The organism is Solwaraspora sp. WMMB335 (assembly GCF_049179075.1).
Classification (GTDB): Bacteria; Actinomycetota; Actinomycetes; order Mycobacteriales; family Micromonosporaceae; genus Micromonospora_E.
In genome coordinates this window covers 304,119-324,079 of sequence record NZ_JBMHMF010000001.1, presented here as the reverse complement: position 1 = coordinate 324,079, position 19,961 = coordinate 304,119, and the positions used below count along the sequence as shown (strand labels likewise).

The 19,961-nt window shown below is 73.4% G+C and carries 19 protein-coding genes; 11 read left to right on the top strand and 8 right to left on the bottom strand.

Features of this window, described 5'->3' with window-relative positions; translation table 11 throughout:
• Positions 1–9 precede the first annotated feature (9 nt).
• Positions 10–510 carry an FxsA family protein gene (locus ACN27F_RS01415; RefSeq protein WP_421439894.1) on the top strand — a complete coding sequence of 167 codons (501 nt, stop codon included), beginning with the start codon at positions 10–12 and terminating at the stop codon, positions 508–510.
• 83 nt (positions 511–593) lie between these two features.
• On the opposite strand, the gene ACN27F_RS01410 is transcribed toward ACN27F_RS01415, so the two are convergent.
• Both ACN27F_RS01410 and ACN27F_RS01405 read right to left on the bottom strand, forming a co-directional pair.
• Complete coding sequence (locus ACN27F_RS01410; RefSeq protein ID WP_421430725.1) at positions 594–935, bottom strand: RNA polymerase-binding protein RbpA; 342 nt, start codon at positions 933–935, stop codon at positions 594–596.
• A 237-nt stretch (positions 936–1,172) separates the two neighbouring features.
• Complete coding sequence (locus tag ACN27F_RS01405; RefSeq protein WP_421439892.1) at positions 1,173–2,351, bottom strand: serine/threonine protein kinase; 1,179 nt, start codon at positions 2,349–2,351, stop codon at positions 1,173–1,175.
• Between the two features lie 135 nt (positions 2,352–2,486).
• Between ACN27F_RS01405 and ACN27F_RS01400 the strand changes: the two genes are divergently transcribed.
• Positions 2,487–3,023 (top strand): DUF1992 domain-containing protein, encoded by a 537-nt coding sequence (locus ACN27F_RS01400; protein WP_421430724.1) that lies wholly within the window; start codon positions 2,487–2,489, stop codon positions 3,021–3,023.
• Positions 3,024–3,096: 73 nt separating this feature from the next.
• On the opposite strand, the gene ACN27F_RS01395 is transcribed toward ACN27F_RS01400, so the two are convergent.
• Positions 3,097–3,792 (bottom strand): hypothetical protein, encoded by a 696-nt coding sequence (locus ACN27F_RS01395; RefSeq protein WP_421430723.1) that lies wholly within the window; start codon positions 3,790–3,792, stop codon positions 3,097–3,099.
• 513 nt (positions 3,793–4,305) lie between these two features.
• Positions 4,306–4,779 (bottom strand): hypothetical protein, encoded by a 474-nt coding sequence (locus tag ACN27F_RS01390; RefSeq protein WP_421430722.1) that lies wholly within the window; start codon positions 4,777–4,779, stop codon positions 4,306–4,308.
• A 272-nt stretch (positions 4,780–5,051) separates the two neighbouring features.
• Between ACN27F_RS01390 and ACN27F_RS01385 the strand changes: the two genes are divergently transcribed.
• Positions 5,052–5,852 (top strand): Clp protease N-terminal domain-containing protein, encoded by an 801-nt coding sequence (locus ACN27F_RS01385; protein ID WP_421430721.1) that lies wholly within the window; start codon positions 5,052–5,054, stop codon positions 5,850–5,852.
• An 89-nt stretch (positions 5,853–5,941) separates the two neighbouring features.
• On the opposite strand, the gene ACN27F_RS01380 is transcribed toward ACN27F_RS01385, so the two are convergent.
• On the bottom strand, positions 5,942–6,418 hold the full coding sequence (locus ACN27F_RS01380; protein WP_421439891.1) for a hypothetical protein: 477 nt from the start codon (positions 6,416–6,418) through the stop codon (positions 5,942–5,944).
• Positions 6,419–6,574: 156 nt separating this feature from the next.
• Here ACN27F_RS01380 and ACN27F_RS01375 point away from each other — a divergent pair, with 156 nt between their 5' ends.
• From ACN27F_RS01375 to ACN27F_RS01365, 3 genes are all read left to right on the top strand, one after another.
• Complete coding sequence (locus tag ACN27F_RS01375; RefSeq protein WP_421430720.1) at positions 6,575–7,000, top strand: Hsp20/alpha crystallin family protein; 426 nt, start codon at positions 6,575–6,577, stop codon at positions 6,998–7,000.
• A 270-nt stretch (positions 7,001–7,270) separates the two neighbouring features.
• Positions 7,271–8,095, top strand: a complete 825-nt coding sequence (locus ACN27F_RS01370) for an SDR family NAD(P)-dependent oxidoreductase (RefSeq protein WP_421430719.1) — start codon at positions 7,271–7,273, stop codon at positions 8,093–8,095.
• A gap of 137 nt (positions 8,096–8,232) precedes the next feature.
• Complete coding sequence (locus ACN27F_RS01365; RefSeq protein WP_421430718.1) at positions 8,233–9,243, top strand: tyrosine-type recombinase/integrase; 1,011 nt, start codon at positions 8,233–8,235, stop codon at positions 9,241–9,243.
• An 18-nt stretch (positions 9,244–9,261) separates the two neighbouring features.
• Here ACN27F_RS01365 and ACN27F_RS01360 read toward each other — a convergent pair whose 3' ends face one another.
• Both ACN27F_RS01360 and ACN27F_RS01355 read right to left on the bottom strand, forming a co-directional pair.
• Complete coding sequence (locus tag ACN27F_RS01360) at positions 9,262–10,272, bottom strand: TerC/Alx family metal homeostasis membrane protein (protein WP_421430717.1); 1,011 nt, start codon at positions 10,270–10,272, stop codon at positions 9,262–9,264.
• A gap of 269 nt (positions 10,273–10,541) precedes the next feature.
• On the bottom strand, positions 10,542–12,284 hold the full coding sequence (locus tag ACN27F_RS01355) for an acyl-CoA dehydrogenase family protein (protein WP_421430716.1): 1,743 nt from the start codon (positions 12,282–12,284) through the stop codon (positions 10,542–10,544).
• A 115-nt stretch (positions 12,285–12,399) separates the two neighbouring features.
• On the opposite strand from ACN27F_RS01355, the gene ACN27F_RS01350 reads away from it, so the two are divergent.
• Entirely contained in the window at positions 12,400–13,395 is a 996-nt protein-coding gene (locus tag ACN27F_RS01350; protein WP_421430715.1) for a reductase, read from the top strand.
• 24 nt (positions 13,396–13,419) lie between these two features.
• On the opposite strand, the gene ACN27F_RS01345 is transcribed toward ACN27F_RS01350, so the two are convergent.
• A complete protein-coding gene (locus ACN27F_RS01345) occupies positions 13,420–14,097 on the bottom strand; it encodes a thymidine kinase (protein WP_421439890.1) in 678 nt (225 codons plus the stop codon).
• A 159-nt stretch (positions 14,098–14,256) separates the two neighbouring features.
• Between ACN27F_RS01345 and ACN27F_RS01340 the strand changes: the two genes are divergently transcribed.
• From ACN27F_RS01340 to ACN27F_RS01325, 4 genes are all read left to right on the top strand, one after another.
• Complete coding sequence (locus tag ACN27F_RS01340) at positions 14,257–14,667, top strand: YunG family protein (RefSeq protein WP_421430714.1); 411 nt, start codon at positions 14,257–14,259, stop codon at positions 14,665–14,667.
• Between the two features lie 99 nt (positions 14,668–14,766).
• Positions 14,767–17,523, top strand: a complete 2,757-nt coding sequence (locus tag ACN27F_RS01335) for an Hsp70 family protein (protein WP_421430713.1) — start codon at positions 14,767–14,769, stop codon at positions 17,521–17,523.
• Positions 17,524–17,790: 267 nt separating this feature from the next.
• The gene (locus ACN27F_RS01330) at positions 17,791–18,837 is read left to right on the top strand and encodes a S1 family peptidase (RefSeq protein WP_421430712.1); all 1,047 of its coding nucleotides are present in this window, start codon (positions 17,791–17,793) and stop codon (positions 18,835–18,837) included.
• An 80-nt stretch (positions 18,838–18,917) separates the two neighbouring features.
• Positions 18,918–19,910, top strand: a complete 993-nt coding sequence (locus tag ACN27F_RS01325; RefSeq protein WP_421430711.1) for a threonine/serine dehydratase — start codon at positions 18,918–18,920, stop codon at positions 19,908–19,910.
• Positions 19,911–19,961 lie beyond the last annotated feature (51 nt).

Sequence of the window (19,961 nt, the reverse complement as noted above, 5' to 3'; positions counted from 1 at the left end):
GAGGTGACCATGCGTCGAGGGTTGCGGCTCGTCCCGCTGGCGCTGGCTGGCGGCCTGGTGCTGGAGTTCGTCGTCTTCGTGGCGCTGGCGCGGCAGATCGGCTATGGATGGGCGGTGCTGGCGGTGCTCGTGGCGTCCGCGGCGGGGATGTTGCTGCTGCGGCGTGAGGGCATGCGGGCGTGGCGCAGCTTCCGGGCGGCGGCCCAGGCTGGCCAGCCACCCGGTGAGCAGGTCAGTGACGGCCTGCTCGGCCTGCTGGCGGGGCTGCTGCTGGCCGCGCCCGGCCTGGTCAGCGGCGTGTTCGGGGCGGTACTGGCGGTGCCGCCGGTGCGCCGGGCGGCGCGGCGGCGGCTCCAGGTCGTCGCGGAGCGGCGGATGTCCTCGGCCACGGCGGGTGAGATGTTCGGGCCGCGGCGGGTGCGGGTGTATCCGCCGCCGGCGAGTTCTGGAGCCGGCCCGACCACCACGGGCCCGACCATCGACGGCGAAATCGTCGACGACCAGCGGTGACAGGGCGGCCAACCGGTGTTTGTGCGCCGGCCCCCGACGCGGTGCGCGTCGGGGGCCGGCGATGATGCGGTAGGGCCGTCGGGTCAGATGCCGCCGCGGCGGTTGCGGACCTCCTGCAGCCGTTCTGCGAGGATGTCCTCGAGTTCGGCGATCGAACGTCGCTCCAGCAGCATGTCCCAGTGGGTGCGCGGCGGCTTGATCTTTTTCTGCTCCGGCTCGCTGCCGTCGACCAGCCGGGCGACGCTGCCGTCGAACTTGCATTCCCAGGTCACCGGGACCTCGGCGTCGACGGCGAACGGGACCTCGAACTGATGCCCCTTGGCGCAGAGGTACTCGCGGGTCTGGCGCGGCGCGAGCTCCGTGTTGCGGTCGGACTCGTAGCTGACTGCTCCCAGACGGCTTCCGCGCAGCATGCGCTCGCCCATGATCGGCTATCCCCTCGGTCGTGGTGCTGGTCTTCTGGTGTAACGATGTGTGCGGGGCGGGCGATTCCCGCCGGCTTGCTGCCGCGCCGGCCGAGGCACCCGCACCAGACCTGTGCGAGCGTAGCCGGCCGCCGCCCGCCGTAGCCTGCTGCCTGCTGGTTGGAACTCCCGCCGCCGGTTGGAAACGTGGTGTTAACGAAGTCTGGCACACAGGGGACGACTCGGGTGCGATCCAGGTCACTGCCGGGTCGCGGGCTCCCCGGTGTGGTCGTCACCACCTGGGCGGTTGGCCGCCCCGAGGGCGGCCAACGCCGCCGCCAGGTCGCTGACCTGGGCTGACAACTGCGTGACACGTTGTGCTGTGGCGTCGCGGTCCGCCTGTGCCGCCGTCACGGCCGCCGTCAGGTCGGTGACGCGGGTTTCGGCGCTGGCCAGCCGCCGCTCTCCCTCGGTCGCGGCGCGGCGGGTCTGCGCGATCTCGACCCGGGTTGCCGCGACGGCGGCGTTCGCGGCGTCGGCGTCGCGGCGCGCGGCCTGCGCCTGTCGCTGCCACTGGTCGGACTCGGCCCGGACCTGCCGGATCGTGTCGGCGTGTGCGGTGGCGGCCGCTCGGGCGGCGTCGGCGTCGGCCCGCGCCCGTTCGACCTGTTCAGCCGCTGCCACGGCGGCCGAACGGGCCTGCTCAGTCGCCGTGGCAGCGGCCGAACGGGCCTGCTCGGTCAGCCGTTCGGCGTCGGTGGTCGCTGCCCGGGCGGCGGCGAGTTCGCGGGTCAGATCGTCGGCGCGGCGTACCTGCCGTTCGAGTTGGCCGCGCAGCTCACGCGACTCGGCGCGGGCGGTGTCACGGTCGGTTTCGGCCTGCTGCCGCAGCGCGTCGGCGGCAGTTGCGCGGCGCTGCGCGGCGTCGAGTCCCGTTCGCGCTTGCACCGTCTGCGCGCGGGCGGCCGCCGCGTCGGTTTCGGCGGCGGCCGCCCGCGCCTCGGCGGCCTCGACGGTTCGTTCGGCCGCCGTGGCCGACTGCTGAGCCCGCGCGGCGGCGGCGGCCGCGGTTTCGGCGCCCAGCCGGGCCTCGTCGCGTTCGGCCTGCGCCGCGGCGAGAACCGTGGCGGCCTCGGCGCGGACCTCGGCGATCCGGCGGTCCACCCCGGCTGGTGAGAGTTCGGCGTGCAGTGTCTCGGTGAGGGTGGCGACCATCTGGTCCAGTCGGTCGACCAGTTCCCAACTGCGGGCGATCTGCCCGGCCAGTCCGGGGGCGCCGCGTCGCCGCATCCGGTCGGCGCGGGAGGCCTGCTGGCAGGCGCCGTCGTTGTCACGGCAGTACCGGAACGGCCGGCCGGCGGCGGCGCGTTGCGGCACCGGCGCGCCGCAGTGCGCGCACGGTCGGGTGATCGTCTCGGTGTCCGGCGGGGTGTCCATCGCCGCCGAAGTGTAGTGCGTGTGCCGGGTACGGCCCGGACGGCGCATGGGTGCCGGTGGCAGCGTCGGTGGCTACGCTTGTGACCGGGACCGTTGCCGTAGCGCCTGCGCCGTCACGTCCGGGGAGTGTCGCCGATGACCGAACGCAAGCCCGCGCATCTGGACTCCGACACATGGGTCGAGGTGCAGATCCGGGCCGCGCAGCAACGAGGCGAATTCGATGACCTGCCCGATGCCGGCAAGCCGTTGCCGGGCGTCGGTGAACCGGTCGAGGACCTGTGGTGGGTGAAGGGGTACCTGCGGCGGGAGACGTTGTCGGCCGAGTTGACGCTGCCCGCCTCGCTGCAGTTGCGCCGGCAGGTGGAACGGTTGCCCGACGAGGTACGGGAGCTGCCGTCGGAGCGGATGGTCCGCGACGTCACCAAAGCGCTCAACGAACGGATCGCCCAGTGGCTGTCCGCGCCGTCGGGGCCATGGTTCGCCGTCGGTCCGGTTGACGCCGACGAGGTCGTACGCCAGTGGCGCAGCCATCGGCAGACCGAGATGGCCAAGCCGGCGGTAGAGGATCCGTCGCCGCCAACCCGCGTCGCCGCCGGCGGTGGCTGGTGGCGAAGCCTGACCCGTCCGCTGCGGCGGCGGCACGCAGGGGGCACGGACACCTTCAGGGGTTGAGCGCGCGGTCGTGGTCCGCGTTCGCGGGGCCGGGTCGCAGCTGTCCGGCCAGGACGACGCAGCGGCGGAGCGCTCAGCGGAACCGGTCGATGGTGACGGGGATCATCCCCTGCTGGCGCATCTGCGTCGTCAGCCCGCGCAGCAACACGCCAACCGCTTCGTCATGATCTCCGAGGAGGTCGCAGGTCACGTCCAACCCCCATGCGGCGGCGGCGATCCGGCGCAGATCCCAGCGGAAGGCGTCGCCGCGGACCTGGCGGCGCACCGTGCCCAGGACGTGTACCTCGGGATCCGTGAGGTCGCCGGTGACGGGCATCTGCCACGCCTGGCTGAGCGCCGCGAGGCCGTCGGGGCTCAATTCGTCGGCGAACAGGATCCGGTAGAGGCGCGTCTCGTGGAAGCCGGGCGTGGCTTCGGACCCGGTCAACCGCAGGGGGGACGGTGGTCGAGCCGCCGGGGCGCCGAAGCACGCCCGCAGCGCGGCCTCGTCCGGCAGGTCGGTGCCGCGAAGGTCCCGATAGAGTGCCGCTGCCGCTGGCCGGCCGACGGGCGTCACTCGGGCCCGCAGGGCAGCGTCGATGCGTAAGCGCCGGCTGGTGGCCGACGCGTCGTGCCAGCGACGCTCCGACCGGTTCCAGCCGCAACTCACCAGCCCGGCGCAGGAGTGGTCCGCCGCGAGCAGGAACTCCTCGGCCAGCAGCCCTTCCGGATTCCCCGCACCGTCGTAGACCACGTAGTAGTGCAGTGCGGGAGGAAGTTCGTCGTCCACCGCGCACAGGAAGTCGTCGTCACGGGTCGATTTTCGGGCAGGGCAGCGTGCTGCCGCTCGGCGGCTCGCGGAGGGCGGAGTCCGGGATGGCCGCGGAACCCGCCATACCGACCCCGGCCGTCCCACCGGGCCACGGTCCGGTCTGATTATCGGATTAGAATAAACGGTAATCCGATAATCAGAGAAGGTGTCGGCTTTGATCCGACGACGCCCCGCAGGGCCAACACCATAATGACCGTTATGGTGCAATAACGACGGGGGTGCTCGCTCCATCGGGCCGGCTGGTTCTCCTGGGCGACAGCGGGACGTTCAGCCGGCCAGCCGGCCAGCCGGCGTCAAGTGCCGCTGAGGCCTGAGTCACGACATCCACCGGGCCACGCAATGTGACGACGCGCGGGCGAATGCCGATCACCTCATCACCGTCTCCTGCCATGTCGAGCCCGGTAGCCGTGCAGCAGGAAGCCTGCCCGGGCTCCACAACGGTGGTTCGACTGGAGCGAAGCGGCGGCGGCGTCAGTCGCCGATCGCCGTCATCACTTTCAACGCCTCGTTGTAAACGGCGTTCCAGTCTCCCGCATGGTCGTTCGGCCAATTGACGAAGTTATTTCCGTTGGAGTACCAGCGGGGATTATCGGCCGCGTACAGACTGTCGCCCGTGTCGAACGTGATGTGGTAGTGACAACAGGCGATGTAGTGTTTGCGCGCCAGCCCGATCCCCGTCTCAGACGGGTTCTTGGAGCTCTTGGCTGCCGTGTGGATGTCCGCGCTGGCCATCGCGGCGGACAGAGCGCCCCGGAAGGCGTTGTCGGTGATGGTCACGTGGGCTCCTACATTGCGAAGGAGACCGATCCGGTCGTATTTCGCGGTGAGCTCGTACACGAGCGTGTTGTCGCCGAGATTCCAGCCCAGGATCTCCATCGCTGCGCTCATCTGTTGGTAGGCATCGTTGAACTGGTCTTCGTCGTTGCTTTTCCAGTCGTACGGCATGGAAGTTCCTTTCTCGTCGTATGGTCGAACGTCGGCGGGGCATCCCTCGCCGTCTTCCAAGAGAGGAACCCGAGTGGAGCACTGATGCACTTCGTGGCTGTCCCTCATACGACAGGCGGGGTGCCGGCGGGTCGGCCGGGAATCGATTGATCGTGAGCCGTGGTCCGCACCCGCCGAACGGAGTGGATCGGCCATCTATAACCCCATCTAACCCTAGAGGGGTTATAGATGGTATGGTGGTGCGGTAGCCGCCGCGAGGAGCGTGACCCGTGATGCCGAAGATCAACGTCTACCTGCCGGACGACCTCGCCGACGCGGTCCGCGACGCCGGCGTGCCGGTGTCCGCGGTCTGTCAGCGAGCGCTGGAGCAGGCGGTTCGGCGGATCACCGCGATCCGCGAGACGGCTCTGACAGATCTCGACGCCGACCAGCTCGCCGCCCGCCTGCCGGCGCTGACCGCCCGCGCCCGCGACGTCCTGTCGCGCTCCCGCGCCCAGGCCCAGGTCGCCGGTGTCGAGCAGGTCGGCACGGCACACCTGCTGGCCGCGCTGCTCGACGAAGGGGACAACCTCGGCGTACGGGTGCTGCGGGCGATCGAGGTGGAACCCGCCCGCCTGGCCCGGGCCCTGTCCGACGCGACCGGTGGGGCCACCCCCCGGCCGGCGGCGGCCGGGGTGACAGCCGCCGTCGCGCTACGGTTCGGCGGCAGCTGCGCGGCCGCCCTGGAACTGGCCGTCACCGAGGCCACCGGGCTCGGGCACAACTACGTGGGCTGTGAGCACCTGCTGCTCGGCCTGATCGCCGAACCTGGCGGCACCGCCGGGCAGGTGCTGCGCGGCCTCGGCGCCGAGCTGCGGGTGACCCGTCGGGCGGTCGCGGCGGCGCTGGCCGGCTACGTGCATCTGCGGGCACAGACGCCGGCGGTGCCCGCCGACGCCGGTGCCGACCCGCCGGCATCGACCGGGGACCCGATCGCGGCTGTCACCGCGCTCATCCGCCGCGAGCTGGCGCCGATCACCCAGCGGCTGGACCGGCTGGAGGCGCGGTTCGACCCGCCCGGCGCGCACGGCTGAGCCGCCGGGGCGGGTCCGGTCAGTCCAGCATCGCCCGCGCCCAGACCGTTTCCCGGGCCCGGATGTGGTCGGCGTCGCGGCGCCAGACGTCACCGTGCCCGGTTCGCCACAGTCGGGTCCAGGGCTCGGTGCCGATGGCCGCCTGCGCGGCGAGGAAGTCGTGCATCGAGCGGGCCCGCCGGGCCAGCATCGGCACCAGGTCGCGCCGTTGTGTCTCGTCGAGGCCGTACCCGTCGACGAGAACCCGCGGCCGAGTCCAGTCGATGACCGCCCACTCGCCACCGACCACCAGGTTCCACGGTGCCAGGTCGTGGTGGACGATCAGGTCGGTGCCGTCGGGCGGGATCAGCCGTTGCCAGGTGGCGTCGGGGCGGCACGAAACCGGCGGCGGCGTCGTGCAGGTCACGGATGAGCCGGCCCACCCGCCGCAGCGCGGCGTCGCTGCTGACGAACAGGTCGAAGCGCTCGGGCCAAGGGACCGTACCGGGCTGATAGGTCAGCACCTCGCGGCCCTGTTCGTCGAGGCCGAGTGGTCGGGGTGCGTGGCGGAACCCGACCGTGTGCAGATGGGTGAGTCGGATCCGGTCGACTTGACGGCGGCGGAGTTGCGCGCTATAGCTATAAGTAAGTTGAGTCTGAGGGGCTCAACCCCGGGGGCCACCGGAACAGGGACCACCGGAACAGACAGATCCACGGTTGGATCACCGTCAGGAGGTTCGACGATGTTGATGCGCACCGACCCGTTCCGCGAGATCGACCGGATCGCGGAGCAGTTCTTCGGCACCGCCGCGCGACCGGCCGTCATGCACATGGACGCCTACCGCGACGGCGACTGGTTCTACGCGGCCTTCGACCTGCCCGGTGTCGACCCGGACAGCATCGAGTGCACCGTGGAGCGCAACGTGCTCACGGTGCGCGCCCACCGCCAGCGCCCCACCGGCGACAAGGTCGAACTGGTCGCCGCCGAGCGCCCGATGGGCACCTTCACCCGGCAGTTGTTCCTCGGCGACACGCTCGACACCGACAAGCTGGAAGCCGGCTACGAGGCCGGGGTGCTGACGCTGCGCATCCCGGTGGCGGAACGGGCCAAGCCGCGCCGGGTGTCGATCAGCCTCAGCGACAACGGCCGCAAGCAGTTGCAGAACTGACCTCGCAAACCGACCACAGCCTCCTCCTCGACGCGCGCCGGTGGCATCCGCCACCGGCGCGCGTCGTTCGCGCCGGTCGGGCGTTGTACGGGCCACAGGTGCCGTAGGGCGGTCCGGGGGAGAGCCGCCAAAACGTGTCGCACGAGCGTGCCGCAGAGGGCATCCTGGAGCGGCAGGTGTCCCCGACCGCAGGGCCGGACCTCCCATGTGACCCGCAGGATTCAGCAGCAGTGTGCGCTACTGACCTGCACATCCATGGAAGGAGCGGGCATGATCGATCCCCGGCTGGGTGGCCACGTCGCCATCGTCACCGGCGCCAACCAGGGCATCGGCGCGGCCATCGCGGTCGCGCTGGCCACCCAGGGCGCGGCGGTGCTCGCCACCTACCTGCGGTTGGATCCGGCGCCCTACGCGGGTGACCCGGCGTTCCCGCCGCAGTACGGCAGGGCCCGGGCGCAGGGGGCCGAAAGTGTCGTCGAGCGGATCGTCGCCGCCGGCGGCAAGGCTCTCGCCGTCGAGGCGGACCTGGCCGACCCGGGCACCCCGGCCCGGCTGTTCGACGAGGCCGCCGCCTCCTTCGGCCCGGTGGACATCCTGGTCAACAACGCCAGCGGCTGGCTCAGCGACACGTTCCGCCCGGACTCCAGTGACCGGTTCGGCCGGCCGCTGGCCCCGGTCGACGCGGCCACCTTCGACCGGCAGTTCGCCGTTGACGCCCGCGCGCCCGCGCTGATGATCGCCGAGTTCGCCCGCCGGCACCTGGCCCGCGACGCCACCTGGGGGCGGATCGTCGGGCTGACCTCCGGTGGCCCGCACGGGTTCCCCGAGGAGGTCTCCTACGGTGCGGCCAAGGCCGCCCAGGAGAACTACACGATGTCCGCCGCCGCGGAGCTCGGCGAGTACGGGGTGACCGCCAACATGGTGTATCCGCCGGTCACCGACACCGGTTGGGTGACCCCTGAGGTGGAGAAGGAAGTCACCGGCGGCAGCCCGCTGCGCCGTATCGCCCGTCCCGAGGACGTCGCCGAGGTGGTCACCCTGCTCGCGTCGCACCAGGCCCGCTACCTCACCGGACAGGTGGTACGCATGTCGTGACCGCCGCCGGGCGTGCCGGCCGGAATCGGGCTCACGGTGGTTCGCCGGGATCCGGCTCAGATGTCCATGCGGCGATTGTGATCATCATGCGGCGTTTCGGCGAGGGTTTGCGGCCACGGCTTTGGCATCCTGCTGCGATGCGCCGCCTCCTCCCCCCGTCCGGCATCGCACCCCGGCAGACCGACCGCAGCCTGGCCACCGCCACCCCGGTCGATTTCACCGAAGCCTGGCTGCGTAACCGGCGGCTGTCCGAACACACCCGCGCCGCCTACCGCCGCGACGTCGCCGCCTGGCTGGTCTGGTGCTCCGACGCCGAAGTGGGACCGCTGCAGGCCAGCTTCCTCGACGTCAACGGCTATGCCCGGCAGTTGGAGGCCACCATCGACCCGCGCAGCGGTCGGCTGCTGACCCCGGCCACGGTGGCCCGCAAACTGTCGGCGCTGTCGAGCTGGTACGCGTTCCTGGTGCGGCTGCGGGCGGTGCCGGCCAACCCGGTCACCGACGCCGACCGGCCCCGGATCAGCCGCGACCATTCGTCCACCGTCGGGCTCACCCCGGAACAGGTCGACGCGCTGTTCGCCGCCGCCCGCGCCGACCGGCGTCCCAGCGCCGCCCGCAACCTGGCCGCCCTGGCGATCCTGGCCGACCTCGGTCTGCGGGTCGGGGAACTGGTCAGCCTCGACGTGGCCGACCTGGGCCACGAGCGCGGGCATCGCAGCATCCGGTTCGTCGGCAAGGGCGGCCGGGCCCGCCGCCGGGCTCTCGCCCCGGACACCGCCGCCGCCGTCGACACCTATCTGGCCGCCCGGGCGTGCCTCGCCGGGGTGCCGGTCGAGCGGCTCGACGGGCCGCTGCTGGTCACCGCGACCGGCGCCCGCCTCGACCGGCACGCGGTGTTCCGGCTGGTCCGCCGGTTGGCCGACGAGGCCGGTCTGCCGGCGGCGGACCGGCTGTCACCGCACTCGCTGCGGCACGCCTTCGCCACCACCGCCCGCGCCGAGGGCGTGCCGCTGGAGGACGTCCAGGACGCGATGGGGCACGCGGATCCGCGTACCACCCGCCGCTACGACCGGGACCGGCACAACCTGGACCGTGACCCCACGTACCGGATCGCCGCCGCGCGGGCCGCGCGGGCCGGCTCGGGCTGAGCCGTCGGCCGCGCCGGGTCAGCTGGAGCGGCGGTGCTGCTCGTCGTGGGCGCGCAGCGAACCGGCGTGGGCGCGGGCGGTCGGATCGCGGTGCACCTTGATCAGGCTGGCCACGATGGTGATCGTCAGGATGACCACGATCAGGCCGAGTGACACCGGGGTCGCCACCTGCGGCACCCGCTCGTCGATGTCGACGTGCGCCCAGTGCAGAGCCAGCTTGACGCCGATCAGCGCCAGCACCAGCGCCAACCCGGTCGACAGGTAGACCAGCCGGTCGAGCAGACCCTTGACCAGGAAGAACAGCGCACGCAGGCCGATGAGCGCGAACGCGTTGGCGACAAAGACGATGTACGGCTCCTGGGTGACGCCGAACACCGCCGGAATGGAGTCGAGGGCGAACAGCAGATCGGTGCTGCCGATGGCGATCAGCACGATGAACAGCGGCGTGACCATCCGGCGGCCGTCGACGCGGGTCAGCAGCCGCCCGTCGACGTAGTCCGGGGTGACGGGCAGCACCCGGCGGGTGGCGCGGACCAGTACGTTGTCGTCGACCTGCGGGTCCTCGTCGCGGTGCCGGAACAGCTGCACGGCGGTGAAGATCAGCAGCAGGCCGAAGACGAGGAACATGAACGAGAACAGGTTCAGCAGGGTGGCGCCGGCGGCGATGAAGATCGCCCGCATGATCAACGCGGCGATGATGCCGAACGTGAGGACCTTGTGCTGGTGCTGCTCGGGTACGGCGAACGTGTTGATGATGATGACGAAGACGAACAGGTTGTCGACCGACAGGCTCTTCTCCACCAGGTAGCCGGCGAAGTACTCGGTGCCGTAGTCGCCGCCGGCCCAGGCCATGAACACCAGACCGAACACGATCGCCGCCGCCACGTAGAACACCGACCAGGCGATCGCCTCCCCGAACCCGATGGTGTGCGGTCGGATCGCCGCGACCGCCAGGTCCAGGGCCAGCAACGCGGCGATGACGACGATCGTGACGACCCAGACACCCAGGCCGATCTCCAACGAACCCATGGGAGAGATCGTGCACCGGCGAGCGGCGTCGCGCGCGCCGACACACGGCATTGACGGACCGGCCGCGACGTTACGCTACGGTAAGTGGTCGGCTGCTGACATGTCGTCGTGGTCGTTGGTCACGGCAGCCTGGCGTAGGCGTGTGCCGGGGAAGTACTGCGCCTGCATGCCCAGCAGGTGACCCACCACATCCACCGGTCATCGGCCCACGGTACGAGGCGGCACCGACATGTCCGCGGGTCGGCCCGACGAATCGTCCCAGGTGCGCCTCACCGCCGGCTGAGCAGGTCCAGGTGCCGGTGGGCGTCGACGGCGATGTCGCCGCCGGCGAGCCACCGCCGGGTCCACAGCCCGGCGGCCACGCGCGTGGCCTCCCCGTCGGCCAGGTCGACGAGCAGCGCGGCGGCGAGCGCGTACGCCATGCGCAGCGCCAGCGGACGGGCGCCGGCCACGGTCGCGGCCCCGCCGGGGTCGGCGGCGACCCGTTTCAGGTCCTCGCGCAGCCGTCCGGCGGTGTCGGCGAGGGTGGCGGCCACCTCGGGGTCGGACGCGGCGGTGGCCGCCCGGTCGACACGGGCCAGCAGCGGCCCGGCGGCGTGTTCGCGGGTCACCGCCCGCAGCGCGTCCAGCGCCAGCACCGTGGTGGTGCCCTCCCAGATCGGCAGCACCTGGGCGTCGCGCAGCAGCCGTGGCACCCCGGTGTCCTCGACGTAGCCGGCGCCGCCGAAGCACTCGACGTACTCGCTGGCGGCCGCGACGGCGAGCCGGCCGGTGGCCAGCTTGGCCAACGGGGCGGCCAGGCGCAGCTCGGCGGCGGCGTCCCGGGCACCGCCGACCGGCTCTGGACCGGCCGGCGACCCTGGGCCGGCGGCGCCGGCTTCGACCCGGCCGAGCAGGGCGAACACGTGTCCAGCGAGGACGAAGGCGCCGGCGGTGTCGACGGCGAGGGTGCCGAGCACGCCGCGGTGCGCCGGGGAGTCGACCAGCCGGCCGCCGGCGACCCGCCGGGCGGTGGCGTAGGCGTGCGCGTACGCCAGCCCGCGGCGCATCCCGCTGGCCGCCGCCGAGGCGTTGTGCAGCCGGGTCACCACCACCAGGGTCATCGCCCGGGCCAGGCCGGGCCGGTCGGGGTCGCCCAGCGCCAGCGCGTACGCCGAGTCGAGCCCGACCTCGGCGGTCGGCAACGCCCGGGTGCCGAGCTTGTCCTTGAGCCGGTGCACCCGCACCCCGGGGGCGGGCCCGGCCGGGTCGGCGCCGGCGGCGGCCAGCGGCGAGTCGGCGGCGTAGCGGGGCACCAGGAACGGCGCGAGCACCCGGCTGCCGGCCCCGGCGCCGGCGGGCCGGGCCAGCGCCACGGCCAGCGCCGAGTCGACCGCCGAGCAGAACCACTTCTGCCCGGTGAGCCGCCATCCACCGTCGCCGGCCGGCTGCGCGACGGTGGTCGATCCGGCCAGGTCGGAGCCGCCCTGCGCCTCGGTCATCCACTGCCCGCTGGTGACCGCGACGTCGGGGTCGGTGCTGGTCAGCCGGGGCAGCCAGGCGTCGCGCACCGCCGGGTCGACGTCGGGACGGCTCAGCAGCGCGGCGGCGCCGTCGGCCATCGCCACCGGGCAGGAGAACGTCGCCGACTCCGGCGCGTACAGGTGCAGCAGGGCGTGCTGCACGATCCGCGCCCCCGGCCCGAACACCGCCCGGGTGTCCGCCCGGTACGGCAGCGCCACCAGGCCGTGGTGGGCGGCGGCGGCGCGTAGCCGCTGCCAGCCGGCGGCGGTGTCGATCCGGTCGATCCGGGCACCCCACGGGTCGTAGCGGACCAGTTGGGGCGGGTGCCGCTCGGCGTCGGCGTGGGCGGCCCGCAGCGGCCCGTCGACCTCGGCGGCGAGGTCGGCCAGCCGTGGCCGCGCGGCGGTGCGCGCGGCCGGGTCGAGATGGCGGCGCAGCCAGGCGTCGAGCAGCCAGTCGGTGCGGTACGGGTCACCCGGGGCGGGCACCGGTTGGACGTACCGGTCCACGTCGATCCTCCTCGGCACGCACGGTCGTTACTACCCGACAGTAACCCGCGACGGGATTCCGCTCAGAGCAGGATCCCCTTCCGCCGCCGGGCCGCCGCCCGGCACAGTGACCCGCATGCGACTGCTGATGCTCGGCGGCAGCGGATTCGTCGGCCGCTGCGTCGTCGCCGACGCCCTGGCCCGTGGCTGGACGGTGACCGTGCTGCACCGGGGGCGGCGCCGGCCGCCGCCCGGCGCGCGGGTGATCGTCGGCGACCGCACCACCGCCGCCGGACTGGCCGCGCTGGCCGACGGCCGGTGGGATCTGGCCGTGGACACCTGGGCGGGGGCGCCGTCGGCGGTCCGCGACGCCGCCGCCGCGCTGTACGGACGGGTCGGCCACTACACGTACGTGTCCAGCCGGTCGGTGTACGCGTACCCGCTGCCGGCCGGCCTCGACGAGACCGGCCCGCTGGTCGACGGGTCCGCCGACGACGGCGGCGACGTCGACTACGCCCGCGCCAAACGCGGCGCCGAACTCGCCGCCACCGCAGTGTTCGGCGAGCGTGCGCTGCTGGCCCGCGCCGGGTTGATCCTCGGCCCGTACGAGGACGTCGGCCGGCTGCCGTGGTGGCTGCACCGGATCGCCCGTGGTGACGAGGTGCCCGCCCCAGGACCGCGCGACCTGCCGCTGCAGTACGTCGACGCCCGGGACCTGGCCGCCTGGCTGCTGCAGGCGGCCGCCGCCGGTCTCGGTGGGGCGTTCAACGTGGTCAGCCCACCCGGCCACACCACCATGGGCGACCTGCTCGCGCACTGCGTACGGGTGACCGGCGGAGCGGCCCGGCTGCGCTGGGTGGACCCGGCCGCGGTCGCGGCCGCCGGTGTCGCCCCCTGGACCGAGCTGCCGATCTGGCTGCCGCCGGGCGGGCTGCACGACGCGTTGCACCGCGCCGACGTGTCCCGGGCGCTCGCGGCCGGGCTGCGCTGCCGGCCGGTCGCCGACACGGTGGCCGACACCTGGGCGTGGCTGGCCAGTGTGGACCATCGCCCGGCGTTGCGCACCGACCTGCCCCGGCTCGGGCTCGACCCGCAGCAGGAGGCGGCCCTGCTCGCGGCCGCCGAGGAATAGGCCTCGGACAGGCTCCGGTCGCGGTCAGCCGGGGCCGAGGTCGCCGGTGCGGTGATGCCGGCGGCACAGCACCTGGTAGCGCACCTCGGCGTGGTCGAGGATGTCGCCGATGACCACCTGCTCGCCGTGGCGGGCCACCTTGCCGTCGAGCACCCGGGCGTTGAGCAGCCCCTGCCGGCCGCACCAGCAGAGCACCTCGACCTGGATGCGGCACACCTCGTCGGCGAGTTCGAACAGGCGTTGCGCGGCCGGGAACAGCACCGCCCGGAAGTCGCTGGCCAGCCCGAACGCGAACACGTCGATGTCGTAGCCGTCGACCAGGTCGGCCATCTGCTCGACCTGGTCGACGGTGTAGAAGCAGGCTTCGTCGCAGATCAGGTAGTCCACCCGGGTGCCTTCGGACCAGCGGCCCCGGACCAGCGCCACCAGGTCCAGGTCGTCGGTGACCTCGATCGCCGCGTGCGCCAGCCCGATCCGGGTGGTGACCTGCGGTCCCATCGACCGGTCGTTGCGGGTCAGCACCAGCCCGCGCCGGCCCTGCCGGGCATGGTTGTGGTCCATCTGCAGCGCCAGGGTCGACTTGCCGCAGTCCATCGGCCCCCAGAAGAACTTCAACGTCGCGCCGTGGCGCAGTCGCCCGTCACCGGCGGCCAGGCAGGCGGTCGCCAACGCGGACTGTCCGTCCGTGGGCGGCCCGGACACCCTCCACACACTGTCGTCGGTCACGACCGGGCAGCTTACTCGCCGTTACCGGCAAGGGTGGCCGACCCTGCCGCCCGTCACCGGCGGCCAGGCACACGGGCGCCCCTTCGGCCCGCGTCGCCGGATTCGTGTCAGACCACTGTGGCAGGATCTGCCGCCATGTTCCCCCGCACCTGGACCCTCACCCACATCGAACGTGTCATCCGCGCCGGCTGGTCCGCCGACACCTGCGATCCGGCCGATCTGTCCGACTGGCATCCGGGCAACCCCGCCCGTGGCCAGTGCGGGGTCACCGCCCTGGTGGTGCACGACCTGCTCGGCGGTGACCTGCTGCTCGGCGAGGTGCACGCCGACAGCCGACGGACCGGCTACCACTGGTGGAACCGGCTCGGCGTCGTCGAGGTCGACCTGACCCGTGATCAGTTCGGCCCGCACGAGCAGATCACCGCCGGTGCGGTGGTCACCCGCCCGGACGGTCCGCCGATGCGCTGCCGCGAGCAGTACGAGACGCTGCGTGAGCGGGTGCTGCGCCAGCTCGGTGCCGGGACCGCCGTTTCCGCCGGCCGATAGGGGCGCCGCCAGGCGGCAGGGGTGTGGCGGCCGGCCGATAGCATGCCCGCCGACGAGGACCCGTCGCGCCGGCACCATCGCGGAAGGACCGCACGACACGTGAACACATCGGTACGGCTCGCCGTCGACCTGGGCACCACCCACACCGTCGCCGTGGTCCGCCGCGGCGACGAACCGCCCCGACCGCTGCTGTTCGACGGCACACCGCTGCTGGCCTCGGGTGTCTTCGTCGACGCCACCGGCGGTGTCCACACCGGACGGGACGCGCAGCGGCTCGCCGCCGGTGAGCCGCACCGGTTCGAGCCGCACCCGAAACGCCGCATCGACGACGGCTCGGTACTGCTCGGTGAGCGCGAGCTGCCGGTCGCCCGGCTGCTCGGCGCCGCGCTGCGCCGGGTCACCGCCGAAGCCGCCATGGCCGGCGTGCACCCGTCCGGGGCGACCGTGCTGACCTGCCCGGCCGACTGGGGCACCCCGCGCCGTGACCTGCTGCGCGCCGCCGCGGCCGAGGCCGGGCTCGGCCCGGTGCGGCTACTCGACGAGCCGATCGCCGCCGCCGCGTACTGCCGGCGGGTGCTGGGCCGGCAGATCCCGCCGGGCGGCTCGCTGGCGGTGTTCGACTTCGGCGGCGGCACCCTCGACGTCGCGGTGGTCCGCCACGAGGCCGCCGGGCTGCGGGTGCTGGCCACCGGCGGCCTGGACGATCTCGGTGGCCTCGACGTCGACAACGCCCTGGTGGCGCACCTGGGGCAGCTGGTCGCGATGCGGGATCCGCGGCTGTGGTCCCGGCTGTCGCGACCGGTCACCGCCGCCGACCGCCGGGACCGGCACGCCTTCTGGACCGAGGTCCGCGCCGCCAAGGAGATGCTGTCGCGTACGGCGGTGGCGCCGGTGACGGTGCCCGGCCGCGACGACCCGATGCACCTGACCCGGGAGGAACTCGACCGCGTCGCCGGCCCGCTGGTCGACCGGGCCGTCGACGAGACCCGCCGGGTCCTGCAACTCGCCGGCGTCGACCCGGCCCGGTTGGCCGGGCTGCTGCTGGTCGGCGGGGCCAGCCGGATGCCGCTGGTGGCCAGCCGGTTGCACGCCCGGCTCGGGGTCGCCCCGGCGGTGCCGGAGCAACCGGAGCTGCCGGTGGCGTACGGGGCACTGCACCACGAGCCGGCGGCGGGCGGGCCGACCCGCTCGACCGCGACCCCGTTCCCGCCGCCGGTCCCGCCACCCTCCTCACCACCGCCACCGACGTCGTCGGCGTTTGTGCCGCCGGCACGCGATCCCGGCCAGCCGGTGAAGGTGCCACTGACACCGGCCGGGAGACCCCGACGCCCTCGCCCGGCGCGGCGGCGGGTCACCGCTCTGGCCACGGTCGCCGTGCTGGTCGCCGTGGTGGCGATCGGCGGAACCGTCGGCACCCGTTGGCTCACCGACACGTGGCGCGAGCTGACCGACGCCGCCGGCGACGGGGTACGCGGCCTCACCGGCGGGCAGCTCACCGGCGGAGGCGGCGACACCTCCGGCGACCTGCGGCCGGTCGCTGACCTGCCACTCGGCGACGACGTCGACACCGCCGCCCTGATCGTGGCACCGGGTACCGACGGCTCCGGCGAACAGGCCGTCTACGCGGCGGTGCAGGCCGGCGCCACTACCGTCGGCGCCCTCGCGCCCGGCGGCGGGCAGCCGGTCTGGACCACCGAGATCCCGGTCGAGCCGGCCACCGTGGCGTTGACCGCCGTCAACGGGCTGATCCTCGTCGACGCCTTCGACTCGGCCACCGACGCGGGTGCCGACATGCGGGTGGTGCTCGCCGCCAGCGACGGCGAGCAGCTGTGGAAGGGCCGGTGGGAGGACCGGGCCGACGTCGTCTACTACGGCCGGGACGTGATCGTCGAAATCATCGACGGGATCTACGACAACGGGCTCGCCCGGGTCGACCTGACCACCGGCACGGTCAAGTGGCGCCGCGACGCCCCCGACGACGACCTGCTCACTCCCGGCGAGGCCCGGGTGCAGGTGGTCAGCGAATTCACCGACAGCCCGGACACGGTGCCCGGTGGCGCCGGCCTGCTGCCGCCGGCGCACCACGCCCTGTACGACAGCCGGCACGGCTCCGCCGAGCACCTGGTCGAGCTCAACGAGGACAGCGGGCGCGGGTTCGTCCTCGACCCGGCTGACCGTACGGTGGTCGCCTCCGGGACGCTGCCGCTGGACGACAGCCGGTGGACCGCCGTCGGCGGCCTGGCGATCGGGGTGCTCTCCACCGACGCCGCACCCGGCGCCACCGTGCTCGCCGCCATCGACCTGGCCACGTTCGACGAGGTGTGGCGGCACAAGCTCAGCGCCGCCGAGGACGTCGAGCGGGTCAAGCCGTGCGGGCCGGACCGGGTCTGCGCGGCGGTGGAACACAGCGCCAACGACCGGCACCGTACGGTCGCGTTCGACACCGCGACCGGTGAGCAGCGGTGGGAACACCCGGTGGAGTGGTCCGACGACGAGGACTGGTTCGCCGCCCCCGGCGGGCAACTGCTGGTCGGCGACGACCTGTTCGGCGTCGTCGACGAGTTCGCCCTGCTCGACCCGGCCGGTGAGGTCGTCGCGGTCACGGAGACGTTCACCAGCGCCGCCGCGATCTGGCAGGGCCGCGCCGCCGTCCTGAGCAACGGCTACGACGTGGCCACCGAGCAGGCGGTGCAGCAAATCGCCGTCTGGGACATGGCCACCGGCGGGCGGACCGCGCGGGCCGGCCTCAGCGCGGCCGGTGGTCGGGCCGCCGCGGTCGGTATGGTCGGCGACGTCGTCGCGGTGCTCACCGAGGACCACCAGGTACGGGTGTTCCGCGTCGACGGTCTGGCCTGACCGGGTCCGCGGCCGGCACCGCGTACAGGCCGTCGATCGTGCCGTCCCAGAGCTGCTCAGGGCGGCGTGCCGCCGCAGGGTCACCACCGACCCCATCATCGCACCGCCGGGACCGTCGCCGGTGGATCCCCGGCCGGCTGACGGTGCGGTCGTACCGATCTGCGCCGGTAGCCGGTCGGTAGGGGGATGGTGCCCGGCGCTGACCCGTGGTGATGATGATCGTCGTCCTGGTCGGACCCGGCCAGCACACGATCCCAGGAGGACAGCGTGAGACTGATATCCCGGCCGTCGCGTCGGCTCGGCGCCGTGGCCGCCGCCGTCGCCACGGTCGCCGGTGGACTGATCGGCACTCCGGCGTTCGCGGCACCCGGTCCCGCTCCCGAGCTGACCGGTGCGGCGGCGATCGCCCTGGTAGACCGCCTCGGCGACCGGTCCGCCGGGATGTACCAGGACCACCGTAGCGGCGCGCTGGTGGTCACCGTCACCGACGCCGGGGCCGCGGCGACGGTGCGGGCCGCCGGCGGAGCCGCCCGCACCGTACGCCGGGGTGCCGACGATCTGGCGCGGGTCACCGCCGCGTTGTCCCGGTCCGCCGCCGTCGCCGGCACCAGCTGGTACGCCGATCCGGTGACCAACCAGGTGGTGGTGGCCGTCGACCCGACCGTCACCGGTGCCCGGCTGGCACTGGTCGAAGCGGTCGTCGCCCGGTTCGGCGACGCGGTCCGGGTCCAGCGGCTCGCCGGGGCCCTGGAGACGAGCGCCGCCGGCGGGGACGCCATCTACTCCAACGGCCGCTGCTCGCTCGGGTTCAACGTGCTCGACGCCACGGACCGGCCGATGTTCCTCACCGCCGGGCACTGCACCGACGGCCGGCTCAGCTGGACCGTCGACGGGGTCGCGGGCGCGGCCACCACGGTGGCCAGCAGCTGGCCCGGCAACGATTTCGGTCTGGTGCGGTGGGACAACCCGAACGCGGACCGGCCGGGCGCGGTCAACATGTACAACGGTGGGCTGCGTGACATCACCACCGCCGCCGACCCGTACGTCGGACAGGCGTTGGGCAAGAGCGGCAACACCACCGGGCTGACCGTCGGATCGGTGACCGCGGTCAACGTGACGGTCAACTACACGGCCGGGCCGGTGAGCGGGCTGTTCCAGACCAATCTGTGCACCGCCCAGGGCGACAGCGGCGGCGCGGTGTTCGCCCAGAACACGGCCCTGGGGCTGCACTCGGGCAGTGTGCGTGACGTGTGCATGGCCTTCCACCAGCCGGTGACCGAGGCGCTGGCGACGTACCAGGTGCGGGTCTACTGATCGGTGGCGCGGGCGGGTACGTTCGGCAGGGTCCGGTGGCAGGGTCCGGCCGGCACGTACGGGGCGAAGGGCGGCGCACCATGATCGAGCTGACGGAGATCGAGTCGGCGGCCCGGCGGATCGCCGGGCACGTGGTCCGTACCCCGACGGTGCCCAGCCCCGGCCTGTCCGAGCTGCTCGGCGTGCCGGTGACCGCGAAGCTGGAGCTGCTGCAGCGTACCGGGTCGTTCAAGGCGCGCGGTGCGGCGGCGAAGCTGTTGACTCTCGACGGGGCGCAGCGCGCGGCCGGTGTGGTGGCGGTCAGCGGCGGCAACCACGGCATCGCGGTGGCGGTGATGTCGCGTGCCGTGGATGTCAAGGCGACGGTGGTGATGCCGCGCTCCGCGCCCGCGCGCGCGGTGGAGATCGCCACCGCGGCCGGGGCGACGGTACGGGTGGTCGACACCATGGCGGAGGCGTTCGACCTGATGGACCGGCTGCAGGCGGACGGGTTGACGCTGCTGCATCCGTTCGACGATCCGGTCGTGCTGGCCGGGCAGGGCACGGTCGGGCTGGAGTTCGCCGACGACGTCTTCACCGGCGACACGTCGGTCGACGCCCGGATGGCACCGACCGACGTGCTGGTCAGCATCGGCGGTGGCGCGCTGATCTCCGGGGTGGCGGCGGCGATGCGCGCCCGCCGGCCCGAGTTGCGGATCTGGGGGGTGGAGACCGACTGCGCGCAGGCGATGGCGCAGGCCCGCCGGCACGGCGGCCCGGTGCCGGTGGAACTGTCGTCGATCGTGACGACGTTGAGCGCGCCGACGGTGTCGCAGCTGACCTACGACCACGTGCGGGCGCTGGTCACCGACGTGCTGGTGGTGTCGGACGCCGAGGCGGTGCGCGGCAGCATCGACCTGGCCGAGCACGCGAAGGTGTGGGCGGAGCCGGCAGCCGGGTGTCTGCTGCCGGCCGCCCGCCGGGTGATCGAGCGGGTCGGCCCGGACGTCCGGCTCGGCCTGGTGATCTGCGGCGGCAACGCCACCGTCGCCGACCTGGCCGGCTGGGCCCGCCGGTTCGACCTGCTGGGCTGACCGGCCGGCGACCCGCATCACGGCCCGCGCGTTGGCATCCGTCGACTTGGG